The 12844-nt window shown below is 38.8% G+C and carries 9 protein-coding genes; all 9 read left to right on the top strand.

Features of this window, described 5'->3' with window-relative positions; translation table 11 throughout:
- Window positions 1–170 precede the first annotated feature (170 nt).
- Entirely contained in the window at window positions 171–1757 is a 1587-nt protein-coding gene (locus ACTNDQ_RS10370) for a fucose pyrophosphorylase domain-containing protein (RefSeq protein ID WP_441064566.1), read from the top strand.
- Window positions 1738–3246, top strand: a complete 1509-nt coding sequence (locus ACTNDQ_RS10365; RefSeq protein WP_441064565.1) for a GHMP family kinase ATP-binding protein — start codon at window positions 1738–1740, stop codon at window positions 3244–3246. Before ACTNDQ_RS10370 ends, ACTNDQ_RS10365 begins: the two co-directional genes overlap by 20 nt.
- Window positions 3247–3310: 64 nt before the next feature.
- A complete protein-coding gene (locus tag ACTNDQ_RS10360) occupies window positions 3311–4591 on the top strand; it encodes a glycosyltransferase family 4 protein (RefSeq protein WP_441064563.1) in 1281 nt (426 codons plus the stop codon).
- A gap of 14 nt (window positions 4592–4605) precedes the next feature.
- Complete coding sequence (locus tag ACTNDQ_RS10355) at window positions 4606–5925, top strand: glycosyltransferase (protein WP_441064562.1); 1320 nt, start codon at window positions 4606–4608, stop codon at window positions 5923–5925.
- Window positions 5926–6060: 135 nt separating this feature from the next.
- Window positions 6061–7167, top strand: coding sequence for a glycosyltransferase family 1 protein (locus ACTNDQ_RS10350; RefSeq protein WP_441064561.1), 1107 nt, complete (start codon window positions 6061–6063; stop codon window positions 7165–7167).
- Between the two features lie 15 nt (window positions 7168–7182).
- Complete coding sequence (locus ACTNDQ_RS10345; protein ID WP_441064559.1) at window positions 7183–7920, top strand: glycosyltransferase family 2 protein; 738 nt, start codon at window positions 7183–7185, stop codon at window positions 7918–7920.
- A gap of 1 nt (window position 7921) precedes the next feature.
- A complete protein-coding gene (locus ACTNDQ_RS10340; protein WP_441064558.1) occupies window positions 7922–8824 on the top strand; it encodes a glycosyltransferase in 903 nt (300 codons plus the stop codon).
- Window positions 8825–8845: 21 nt separating this feature from the next.
- Window positions 8846–10273, top strand: a complete 1428-nt coding sequence (gene wzy, locus ACTNDQ_RS10335) for an O-antigen polysaccharide polymerase Wzy (RefSeq protein ID WP_441064557.1) — start codon at window positions 8846–8848, stop codon at window positions 10271–10273.
- 301 nt (window positions 10274–10574) lie between these two features.
- Window positions 10575–12020 carry a flippase gene (locus ACTNDQ_RS10330; RefSeq protein ID WP_441064556.1) on the top strand — a complete coding sequence of 482 codons (1446 nt, stop codon included), beginning with the start codon at window positions 10575–10577 and terminating at the stop codon, window positions 12018–12020.
- Window positions 12021–12844: the final 824 nt, after the last annotated feature.

Below are 12844 nucleotides of genomic sequence, written 5' to 3'. Positions count from 1 at the left end.
ACAGGCAGATGCTGACAGGTTGAATACCGCCTGTCGTGTCTCCCTTATCATAAGGAAGAGTCGGCCAAGAATTTCCGCCAGAAGCTCCGGCACAGCCGTGACAGCGGATAAGAGTATTCGAAGTTATGTAAAAAAAAGAAAGTATGAAAAAGCAAAGGATAAGGATAGCAATGAACACAGAATACAGGAAACTGAAAAATCTTTTTCTGCGGCAAAGCTGCCAGGATGCATGGGAAGACTATGCACGAAGCATCCGCAAAGTAAATTTTCCCAGATGGGACTATGTGATACTGACCTCATCAAATGAAGAACAGGCCAGATCCTTCCGCAGCCAGATCGCAGACAGATTGGAACAGGGTGTACTGCCGGGATGGACGAAATATTTCGTGCTCCCGGATCCGGAAGGCAAGAGAGTAGGCTCCGGCGGAGCAACTCTGAATGTACTCCGATTTCTTTCGGAGGAAGAAGGACTCCGGGGAGATTTCCATAACAAAAGAATCCTTGTGATCCATTCCGGCGGAGACAGCAAAAGAGTCCCACAGTATTCTGTGTGCGGAAAGCTTTTTTCACCAGTACCAAGAGAACTTCCGGATGGAAGAGGCTCTACACTGTTTGATGAATTTCTCATCAGCATGGCAGGCGTTCCGGCCAGGTTCAAAGAAGGAATGCTGGTACTTTCCGGGGATGTGCTCCTCCTTTTTAATCCTTTACAGATAGATGCCCAGTTCCGCGGAGCTGCGGCGATCTCCATGAAATCTCCGGTAGAAGTGGGAGTCGATCATGGAGTGTTTTTGAACGATGGAAGCGACCATGTAAAAATGTTCCTTCACAAACAGCCGGCAGAAACACTTCGCAGGCTGGGAGCCGTGAATGGACAGGACTGCGTGGATCTTGACACAGGCGCCGTACTTCTGGACGCCGAAATACTGGAAACACTTTTCAGTCTGATCGCTGATGCATCAGGAAAAAAAGCAGATCCGGATAAATACGAAAGCTTTGTAAATGAAAAAGCAAGAGTCAGCTTTTACGGAGATTTTCTGTATCCGCTGGCGGCAGATTCTACCTTTGAACAATATCAGAAAGAAAAACCGGAAGGCGAATTCTGCACAGAGCTTTTTACCTGCAGAGAAAAAATATGGAAGGCATTAAGTCCTTTTCAGATGAAGCTGATCTGTCTTTCTCCTGCAGAATTTATCCACTTTGGGACAACGAGAGAGCTGCGTGCTCTGATGACAGAAGAAGTAACCGATTATGAGTTCCTTGACTGGAAAAAACACGTATTCACCAATGACTTGAATTGCCAGGGAGCTTTGCATACAGCACTGATCGGGCCGGAAGCAGACATCGAGGAAGGAACCTATATTGAAGACACCTGCCTTGAGGGAAGAACCCATGTCGGAAAGGGCGCTGTAGTATCCGGACTCTCCCTGAAGGATGTACATATACCGGCGAACACAGTATTTCACGGTGTGAAGCTGAAGGACGAGATCACAGAGCTTTACGGCGGTCAGACAGGACGGTGCGTGATCCGTACATATGGAGTCATGGATAATCCGAAGAAAACGCTGGAAGAACGAGGAAGCTTTCTGCGCGGAAACCTGGCGGATTTTCTTTCAGCCAATGGACTGGCACCGGAAGATATCTGGACCGGCGAAACCCACGCACTCTGGAATGCAAAACTGTATCCGGTTTGCAAAACATTCCAGGAAGCAGCACAGGCAGGAAATTCTTGTAAAAATGAGCGAAGGACTTGCTGAACCCCTGCAGATCGAGAGCTGGAAAAAACAGCCGAGACTGAGTCTGGAAGAATCCTTCCGGTATGGAAATACAGAAAATATCCTTTCCTGGAAAAAAGATCTGGAAGCAAGGATCCTGGTGGCAGTATTTTTGGAAGAATTGAAAAAAGGCGGACATTACATTCCTGCACTTAAGATCTTTGGTGAAAAAGAAATCCAGGAACAACATTACCATCTGCTGATGAAAGAAGCTGAAAAAGCAGATTTTTCACAGAAAATACGGATCCTGTATGCAGTATCACGTTCCATGAAATTCACTAAAAAATGCTTTGACGGAAAAACATACGATGTGCTGGAGCAAGAGTGCTTTTCCCAGATCCAGAAAGAGATCGCATCTCAGACGCAGCTGACAGGAAACTGCGGCTATACGATCGCAAAAGAAAAGGTAAAGGTAAATCTGCCGGTACGTGTGAACTGGGGCGGTGGCTGGTCAGACACACCGCCATACTGCAACGAACACGGAGGAACTGTTCTTAATGCAGCAATCCTGCTGAGAGGCTGTGAACCCATCGAGGTAGAGATCCGGAAGATACCGGAATTACATATTGAGCTGGCAAGCACAGACACAGGTGCTTACGGAACAGCAGAAAGTGCAGAAGAGATCCAGGACTGCCATAATCCATACGATCCTTTTGCCCTGCACAAGGCAGCTATTATCGCCTGCGGGATCCTTCCGCTGGAGGAAAAGGCTGATCTGAAAAAGGTCCTGGAAAAAATGGGCGGCGGATTCTACCTTTCCACCTGTGTCAAAGGCGTTCCCAAAGGCTCCGGCCTTGGAACAAGCAGTATCCTTGCAGGAGCCTGCGTCAAAGCTTTTGCAGAGTTTCTTGGGGAGAATTGGGATGACAGCCAGATCTATGATACAGTCCTCAACCTGGAGCAGATCATGAGCACAGGCGGCGGCTGGCAGGATCAGGTTGGCGGACTGACACCCGGAATCAAATTTATCACATCAAGACCCGGAATCCGGCAGCAGCTGAAGGTAGAAAAGGTAGAGATCTCGGAAAAAACGAAACAGGAGCTTCAGGAACGATTCGCTTTGATCTATACAGGTCAGAGGCGCCTTGCCCGAAACCTTCTCAGAGAAGTCGTAGGAAATTACATCGGCGGCCGAAAAGAATCTCTGGAGGCACTGGATGAGATGCAGAAAGTAGCAGCACTCATGAAATTTGCCCTGGAAAAAGAAGACATCGACGAATTCGCGAGCCTTCTCAACCAGCACTGGGAAATCTCCAAAAAGCTGGATGCCGGCTCAACCAACACCTGCATAGACCAGATCTTCAGTGTATGTGAAGACATGATCGACGGAAAATTCATCTCCGGAGCCGGAGGCGGCGGTTTCCTGCAGGTAATACTGAAGAAAGGCGTCACACAGGAGATGCTGCATCAGAGGTTGAGAGATGTGTTCCAGGATTCCGGGGTGGATGTCTGGAGCGTGGAGTTTGTGTGAAGATAAGTTTTGAAAAACTTCATTTCGTAATAAGGAATGAAGTAAATTTGGAGGAATATAGCAGATGAAGAAAGAGAGAGCAGGTAAGAAAAATCTTCTGATTTATGCTCATTACTATATTCCAGATACTGCGTCAACGGGGCAGATCCTCCGTGAACTGGCGGAGAGTATGCTGGATAAATTTAACATCACAGTCATTTGTGTAGTGCCCAGTTATTTAGGGACGATTGAAGATAAATACAAAACAAAGAAATATTATGAAGAAGAAATCAACGGCGTAAAAATGCTGCGGATCCGAGTGCCGGAATTTAGCAAGACCAATAAGAAGAGCCGTGTAAAGAACATCGTTTCTTATTTCTTTGGAGCAATGGGAGCTACCTTTAAGGTTGGAAAGATGGATTATGTGTTCTCAATTTCTCAGCCTCCTATTCTCGGCGGTCTGCTTGGCGTTTGGGGCAAATGGATGAAACATGCCAAGTACATTTATAATATTCAGGATTTCAATCCGGAGCAGGTGCTGGCCGTTGGCTATACCAAGAGCAAGTTCGTCACCGACGTTATGATGTGGTTTGACAAGTTCAGCTGCAAGCGGAGCGACCTTGTGATCACAGTCGGCCGTGATCTGGTGGAAACAGTGGAGAACCGTTTCAAGGGGAAGAAAGTTCCCAAAACCGTCATGATCAACAACTGGATCGATGAGAATGAGATTTATCCGCTGGATGAAAATAATGAGAAGGTTCTGGAATTCAGGAAGAAATATGGTCTGGATGGCAAGTTCGTCATTATGTATTCCGGAAATATTGGATTGTACTATGATCTGGAGAAATTGATTGAGGTCGTGGAGCGATTCAAACCAGGCACGAAAACCGCAGATGGCAGAGAAGTTGTGTTTGCATTCGTTGGTGCCGGATCTGTGCTGGAGAAGCTGAAGAACTATGTGAAAGATCATTACATGGACAATGTGGTTTTCATTCCTTATCAGGATAAGTCAGACCTGATCTATAGCTTGAATGCCGGTGATGTTCATTGGTGTGTGAATGCAAAAGGCATTAAGGGCGTGAGTTGTCCATCAAAGGCATACGGAATAATGGCGGCAGCTAAGCCAATATTAGGAGTTCTGGAATCAGGCTCTGAGGTTCGCTGCCTGATCGAAGATACACAAGGTGGTCTTTGTTGTGAGCCAGGTGAGTATGACAAGGTTGAGGAAAACATCTGCTGGTTCATTGAGAATGCCGGAAATAGTGAGCTGAAGGCAATGGGAGCCAGAAGCCGTGAGAATCTGGAGAAGAATCTGACCAGAAATGTGTCTGTGAGAAAGTATGCTGAAGAAATTCTGAAGATGTAAAGGAGAGAAAAAGAGTGAGGATTGTTCAGATTAATACTTTCCCGTATAAAGCAACAGGAGCAATTATGCTGGGAATTCATCAGTTATTGCTTCAAAACAGAAACGAATCATTTGTTGTATGGGGGCGTGGGCGTGGCGCTGAAAACGATAATGAAATTGTCATAAAGGACGAGCTTGGAGTGAAAATTCATGGTGTGTATACTCGTTTAACAGACAGAACTGGATTCGCTTCACAGAGTGCAACACGTAGACTAATATCACAGCTTGAAATTATTAAGCCAGATATTATCCATCTGCATAATATTCATGGGTATTATCTGAATATTGAGATGCTCTTTGAATTTATCAAAGCGCATGATATTAAGGTTGTTTGGACTTTACATGATTGTTGGGCGATGACAGGACATTGTGCTTATTTTGATATGGTAGAATGTCAGAAGTGGAAAACTGGATGCAGTCACTGTGAACAGAAAAATACATATCCGACATCAATTCTTTTAGACTCCTCAAAATGGAATTGGAATAAAAAGAAAGAGTTATTTGCAGGAATAAATGCAGTTATTGTTACACCCAGCAAGTGGCTTGAAAATATTGTTAAGCAATCGTATCTGAGCAATTATCCGGTTCAGGTAATTCACAACGGAATAGATACAGAACTTTATCGGCCAAGAAGTAATGGAAAGTTGAAGAGTAAATATGCTCCACGAGGAGAACCGATTGTTCTGGGAGTCGCATCTGAATGGACTGAAAGAAAAGGGCTTAATGATTTTATTCACTTGGCACAGGAAAATCAGGATATCAGGTTTATTGTTGTTGGTGTTAAACCAGAACAGAAGAAAAAACTTCCTGCGGAATTGATTGGGATTTGTCGAACAAGCAATGTAAATGAGCTTGTAGAACTATATTCTGTTGCGGATGTTTTCTTTAACCCAACGTATGAAGATAATTATCCAACTACAAATTTGGAAGCGCTTGCGTGTGGCACACCAGTTATTACATATGATACCGGAGGAAGTCCAGAAGTCATAGAAGATGCGCTGAAGAAGGATGGAACAGCAATCGGAACAATTATTAAGAAAGAAACTTCGCAACGGGTTGATTTAGGAAGAGTTATAAAAGAAATACGTAAAATGGTTAGATTAGTCAATGCGCCCATTGTTAATGGGGAGTTCACTGCCAATTCGGCTGATGTAAAAGAAAGTAGTTCGATTATGGCACTTGATAGGGGCGAGCTTTCATTGCGAGAAAAATGTAGAAGCGTAGCGTTGGAATATGGAAAAGAGCAACGTCTTGCAGAGTACATAAAGTTATACAAAGAATTGCTTTCCTGTTAAAAGTTAACAAAAAGCAATATATTGCTGTGATAGAAAGCAATCGTGAAACTTGTGTAGAGCGTTTTTCGGAAAAGATGTGCATAAACAAAATGAAAATAATCTTTAAACGGTGATAGAGAAATAGGAGAGAATATAATGGCAGTCAATATATTATATGTAAATGGCGGACCGATGAATCGTGGTGGAATTGAAACTTTTATGATGAATTATATTCGCCATATGGATTCAAATGTGGTACACATTGATTTTGCGGTAACAGGACTTGAAAAAGGTGCTTATGATGAAGAACTGCAATCATTAGGGTGTAAGATATATCGATTGCCAAAAAAAAGTAAACATCCAATTGAGTACCAAAAGAAATTGAGGAAAGTATTTAGTAACGGCCAGTATAAGATTGTTCACTCTCATGCTGACGCAATGAGTTGCTGGGTATTAAAGATTGCAAAAGAATGTGATGTTTCTGTTCGGATAGCACATAGTCATAATACACAGCATTTAACTACCAATCCAATCAAATATCAAATTAACGAATTCGCAAGAAAAAACATAAATAGATATGCTACAAATCGATTCGCATGTTCTAATGAAGCAGGAAAGTGGCTCTTTGGCGATGCTCCCTTTAAGGTGATTCACAATGCAATTGATACAAGCCAGTTTGTATTTGATACTAATAAGAGAAAGATCCTAAGAGAAAAGTATGGTGTGAGTGATGACACCATTTTGTTAGGGCATGTAGGAAGATTCGACACACAAAAAAATCATACTTTTCTGATTGAGATGTTTGCTGAATTAGTAAAAAGAAATGATAGTTATAAGTTGATGTGTGTTGGCGATGGATGGCTTAGAGAGGATATCGAAAAGAAAATCAAAGAGAACAATTTGAGTGAAAAGGTCATTCTTGCAGGACAACAGGAAAATGCGCATGATTACTATAATACGTTTGATTTATACGTATTTCCGTCATTTTTTGAAGGGTTTGGCTTTGTTCTGATTGAGGCACAAGCAAATGGGATAACCTGCATAAGCTCTGATGGTGTTCCGCAGGAAACGAATTTAAGCGGAGCAGATAAAATGATCTACATTCCATTGGAGAAGAATGTTTGGGTGGAAAAGCTACTTGAACTTGGAAAACCGGATAGATATGATGGCAGAAAATACGTTGCTGAACATGGGTATGATATTACTCATGAGGCTAAGAAACTTGAGAATATGTATCTTGCTTTAGCAGAAAAATATGATTAATTAAGGAAAATTCAAATGAAACTATCAATTATTACGGTTTGTTTCAACGCCGAAAACACAATAGAAAAAACTATAAAATCAATTCTTGAGCAAACATTTACAGAGTTTGAATGGGTTGTTGTAGATGGGAAATCCACAGATGGGACCAACGAGATTATTAAGAAGTATATTCCGGAATTTCAGCGAAAAGGAATAGAAATTAACTATCACTCTGAGAAAGATAAGGGAATCTATGATGCAATGAATAAGGGGGCTCAGAGAGCAACCGGTGAGTATTTGACTTATATGAATGCAGATGATTTATATTATAAGAATGACAGCATTGAACGGGTTATTACGATACTCAGAAACACATCAGCAGATATTGTTTATGGAGATACTTGTTTTATTAAACCGAATGAACAGTATATTGAAAAAGCGAAATCTATTGAAACCATAACATATCATCTACCGTTCTGCCCACAGGCTGCATTTGTGAAGTCTGAGTTACAACGACAGCTTCAATTCGACACTCAGTTCCATATTAGTGCCGATTACGATTTCTTTCTGCGAGCGTATCTTCAAGGTAACCAGTTTCAAAGGATAGATCAAGTGGTGGCATATTTTACATTTGGTGGAGCATCCAATGAGAATCTTGTTAAGACCTATAAAGAAGATGTCGCGGTAAAAGTTAAAAATGGTTTGGAAAGAAAGAATAGTGTAGTGAGAAAGATTAAAATGGTGGTATTTAAAATCAAGCAGAGGGTACATTGAAATGAAGATTTCGGTAGTAATGACAACATATAATGGAGAAAAATATGTAGAAGAACAGTTGGATTCCATTCGCACACAAACAAGAAAAGCTGATGAAGTCCTTATATTTGATGATCAGTCATCAGATCAAACGGTACAACTCATACAGAGTTATATCGATTATAATGAGTTGAATGACTGGAAAGTAATGGTGAATGCTTCAAATAAAGGATGGAAAAAGAACTTCTTTGAAGGCATACAAGAAACATCTGGTGATATTATCTTTCTTTGTGATCAAGATGATATTTGGATTCTTGATAAAATTGAGAAGATGATACGTATTCTTGAAGAGAACGAAAAGATAAGTGTACTAGCATCAGATTATTCAATTAGACTAGAAGGTGAGAAGAGAAGCAACTATCAAAGTGTAGCAAGACAGATGAAGAATACAGGAAAGGTAGAAATGATACCTTTTGATCAGAAATGGTATTATGTCACAAGACCAGGGAGCACATATTGTTTTAGAAAAGCTTTTTTTGAAGAAATCGAAAAAGATTGGAATGTTGATTTCGCCCATGACTGTAATTTGTGGTATTTTGCATCAGCAAAAGGCGAGATGGCCATATATCACTATGCGACGATGATTTTTAGGCGGCATGGAGATAATGCGAGTACTGAGCATTTAAACACGGTAACCAAAAGATATCAGACTGCAGAAATGGCCAAAGCTGTGAATACTTTTTTTCTAGATAGACTATCATGCGATAAAGTTGTCGTTTTGAATGATATAATTTCCTTCTGTGATTTAAGAATGAAATATTTGCGTAATAGGAAAATATTAGATTGGTGTAAGCTCTTCTTGAATTACAGAGGGTACTATCTTACACCTAAGGGATGCATAGCAGATTTGATATGTAAAAAATAGAGAGGAATAATAATTTATATCATGTATGTAAATAAGAAGAATGTGCAAAGAGCAATAATGTTGCTGTTTATATTATTTGTGGATTTTATTCTACTTATACTGAATTGTTATAAGCAGCTTGAACAAGTCTTGGTTTTCACTGGTGGGTTTGCCATCGGCACTTTAGTTCTTACAGAGATTCTTTTGTACAAGACAACTAATAGAATTAATTTCTTTTTACTGTTCATTGGAGTAGGTTTTGCTTTTGAATTTGGACAGTCAATGTCCGTATTTCTTGGCGGATATAATAGTATGAACTCAATTTGGTTTCTCAATATTAATAGCGGTCATTTTAACGGAAATGAAATTTGGAAGGCCTTTTTCTTTATGCATATGCTCATGATGAGTTTTGCAGTGTCATATATTATATTCTACAAAGAAAATACACAAATTAGTAAAGAAAAAAATGTAGCGATTATTCCACAGAAACGGTTTAAAAGAGAATGTCAAATTGGTTACTTTCTTCTTTCTATTTCAATTATTCCAACATTTTATATGCTGAAGAAAGATATAATGACTATTCAGGTTTATGGATATGACGTAACTTTGCAGGCGGTTAATGGTGGAATTGAAAAGATTTATACACTTCTGTCTGAATTCTTTCCGATAGCAATTGTTTGGTTGCTAATTTATGAAAAAAGAAAGCGAGGACGATCGCTTGTCTTAGTATTGACTGTTGTTTACATACTATTGCAGCTTGCAGGCGGAAGTCGAATTCAGGTATTTCGATTTGTTATTATACTATTCTTGATGTATTCATTATATTATAAGAAAATTAACAAACGAAATATGATTCTGTTTCTTCTTGCTGGGCTTATTGGAATATTTGTTTTGTCTTTGATATCCAGTATACGTACAATGATATATGTATCGAGTAATTTGTCTGAGTTGATTCAAAAGGCAGCGTTGGATCTGTGGGAGAACAATTTTATAGTAGAAACACTTAGGGAACTAGGAAACACACAGATTATCAACACTCTTGTATACAAAGAATGTCCGAAAGTTATTGATTATGCTTATGGAACATCATATTTGAAAATGTTTTTTTCGGTTGTTCCAAATTTATGGGGAGGAGTTCATCCCTCATCGATTGATGTTGATTCTGTTTTTTCACCTTTATATTCTAAAACGACTGGATTGGGCTCTTCGTTTGTTGCTGAAGCTTATTGGAATTTTGGCTTTTTATCAATTATTTTTTGTTTCTTGTTGGGAAAGATCTTTACACATATTGATATTGGTCTAAATGAAGTGTGCAGATTAGATGCGAAAGACAATAAGATTAAAGCATATATTTATTTTTATCTATGCTTTTTGCTGATATTTTGGGTCAGAAGTAGTTGTAATGGATTCGGAAGATCAGTTCTTTTTGCAGCAGTTCCTATTATTATGAATAAGATAACAATTAAATGATAGTTATCATAATTGTATATACAAGAGTTCCAGCAATTAGAATGCAACATGATAACATTATTGTTAAAGCTACGGACAGTGATGTTGTAAATATTTATGGAGTAAGGCATCTATATATGATGATGTAATATCAGTGATTGTTCTTGGAAAATTACATATCATTATCATTCGATTAGCTATGTTATTTTAATGGTATTGATGGTGTTGCTCGTAAGTGACAATTCTAATTGTGATGGAGAAAGTATTTTGAGTATTGATATATAATAAGGATAACGCCTACGTGTGAGAAAGGTTTTGTGATATGAAACAAAAATCGTTAGGGGTGAATGCGTTGCTTAACGGAATAAAGCAATGCTGTTCAATATTTTTTCCACTTATTACATTCCCATATATTTCGCGTGTACTGGGAAGTGATGGGTATGGGAAATACAGTTTTTCGTACTCTATCACGAATTATTTTATATTACTTGCTGCTCTTGGAATTTATACATATGCGATTCGTGAAGGTGCAAAAATACGAGATAACCCAAAAGTAATAAATCAGTTTTGCTCACAGGTATTCTCAATCAATGTATGTTCTGCAACAATATCGTTGCTGTTGCTTATTGCAATGGTACTTTTTCTACCCAAATTTTCTGGGTATAAAACATATATCTTTATTCAGAGTACTGCGATTTTGATGGCAGTCATAGGAACAGACTGGGTTAATGGTATATTTGAGGATTATTTTTATATCACAGTGCGGTATATAGCAGTTCAATGTATATGTTTATTGGCAATGTTCATTTTTGTAAGACGGCAGGGGGATGTCATTCCATATTGCATTATATCAGTTTTGGCAACAAACGGCGGGAACTTGATTAATGTATTTTATGTTCGTAAATATGTGAAAGTTCGCTTCACATTTAATATGGATTTAAAAAGGCACTTATTACCGCTTTTGATTTTGTTTGTGAACTCGATTGCGATTACGATTTATGTAAATTCGGATATTACCATGCTAGGATTCTTTGAATCTGATGCGAAAGTTGGCATTTACAGTTTTGCATCAAAAATATACAATCTACTAAAGCAACTGATTAATGCGGTAATTGTTGTTTCAGTTCCTAGAATTGCATACATCGGTAAAAATAAACCTGAAGAGTATAAATTGTTCATTAATAAAATCTTTTCCGCCTTAAATATCATACTGCTTCCGGTTATTGTTGGGATGTTTTGTATGAGCAACTCAATGATTTTGCTTGCTGGCGGAGAACAATATATTTCTGGTAATAATTCATTAAAGATTTTAAGTGTTGCGACGTTGTTTGCAATATATGCGTCTTTGTTCACAAATTGTGTGCTAATTGTAAACAGACAAGAAAAATATTGCCTTGAAGCTACGACTGTTTCTGCGATAGTAAACGTTGCAATGAATCTTGTATTGATGCCATGGTTCGGTATGATTGGTGCAGCAATTACAACTGTGTTGGCGGAAATTGTTAATTGTGTGATGCAGATACATTTTTCAAAGACATTTTTTGATTGGAAGATGTTGGATATTAAATCGGTTAAGTCGTGTATATGTGGAAGTGTTGCTATTGGCATAATCTGCATGCTTTGCAACAAAAGCTTTGATAGCAGTTTATGGCGAATGATAAGCTCAGTTTTAATTTCGGTAGTGGTATATGTGGGAATTTTAATAGTGATGAAAAACTCGATTGTTCATCATTTCGTTCGTGCTATAGTAAAGAAGCGCAAAGATTAAGAAATGTGCTTCAGCTGAAAATAAAGAACAATGGCTATGTGAGAAATGATATAGTAATTGTTCAAAAATGCACACCGTTACGATGTGAGTAGCAGTTAATACAACAGAAACTTCCGGGGAGCTCCTGGCCGTTTGCAGGGTCATAGTATTCAAAGAGAAAATGCAACAGTTATGTTGTTGACATGCAATCAGAATGCCAGTAAAGGAAGTATTGAATTAAAATGCTTATTTAAGCAAGGAGAACTGGTGAATGATAAAATACAAAACCGCGGAACGAAAAGTTGATCTATGATATTTGAGATGGATTGACTTTGATGAATATAATAATAACGAATATTTGCGAATAATCTGTGGTCAACAGGAATTTCCAAGTTTCAATGGGGCTAGAGATAGTAAGGAAAAACTATTCCGCGTTGCGAGTTCATTAGGAATTTCAATTGGAAATATTGAACAGTTGCTAGTAAAACAATTTATTATAAAAAAGGAAGAGGACTATCAAACAATAGCTTGACTTGTTCGCATGATTGCAGAGCAATGATAGGCAACTTTACGAAAAAAAGGTTTCATAGTATCATTATTTTATATATAATTGATGCTATGGAACCTTTTGAACATAACAGGCATATAAAGTGGTGATTTTAGTGAATACAATTTATCGGATTCGTGAAAGTTTACAATGGAATCAGGAAAAAATGGCTGATGAGATGAACGTTACGTAAGTGCTTCAAAAGAGGGCGTAGTGCATAACAGAAGTTTTTTTGTTATACTCACTACAGATTCATTTGAAGCACTTTTTATTTCGTATTTTAAGCCTGCAGGTATCC

This window comes from Blautia massiliensis (ex Liu et al. 2021), assembly GCF_052064225.1.
Taxonomy (GTDB): Bacteria; Bacillota; Clostridia; order Lachnospirales; family Lachnospiraceae; genus Blautia_A; species Blautia_A fusiformis.
This window is presented reverse-complemented; position numbering and strand designations above follow the sequence as displayed.

What these genes read in the sequence shown, in the direction of transcription:
- ACTNDQ_RS10370 (WP_441064566.1), top strand. Translation starts at nt 171, where the DNA reads ATGAACACAGAATACAGGAAACTGAAAAATCTTTTTCTGCGGCAAAGC.
- ACTNDQ_RS10365 (WP_441064565.1), top strand. Translation starts at nt 1,738, where the DNA reads ATGAGCGAAGGACTTGCTGAACCCCTGCAGATCGAGAGCTGGAAAAAA.
- ACTNDQ_RS10360 (WP_441064563.1), top strand. Translation starts at nt 3,311, where the DNA reads ATGAAGAAAGAGAGAGCAGGTAAGAAAAATCTTCTGATTTATGCTCAT.
- ACTNDQ_RS10350 (WP_441064561.1), top strand. Translation starts at nt 6,061, where the DNA reads ATGGCAGTCAATATATTATATGTAAATGGCGGACCGATGAATCGTGGT.
- ACTNDQ_RS10345 (WP_441064559.1), top strand. Translation starts at nt 7,183, where the DNA reads ATGAAACTATCAATTATTACGGTTTGTTTCAACGCCGAAAACACAATA.
- ACTNDQ_RS10340 (WP_441064558.1), top strand. Translation starts at nt 7,922, where the DNA reads ATGAAGATTTCGGTAGTAATGACAACATATAATGGAGAAAAATATGTA.
- wzy (WP_441064557.1), top strand. Translation starts at nt 8,846, where the DNA reads ATGTATGTAAATAAGAAGAATGTGCAAAGAGCAATAATGTTGCTGTTT.
- ACTNDQ_RS10330 (WP_441064556.1), top strand. Translation starts at nt 10,575, where the DNA reads ATGAAACAAAAATCGTTAGGGGTGAATGCGTTGCTTAACGGAATAAAG.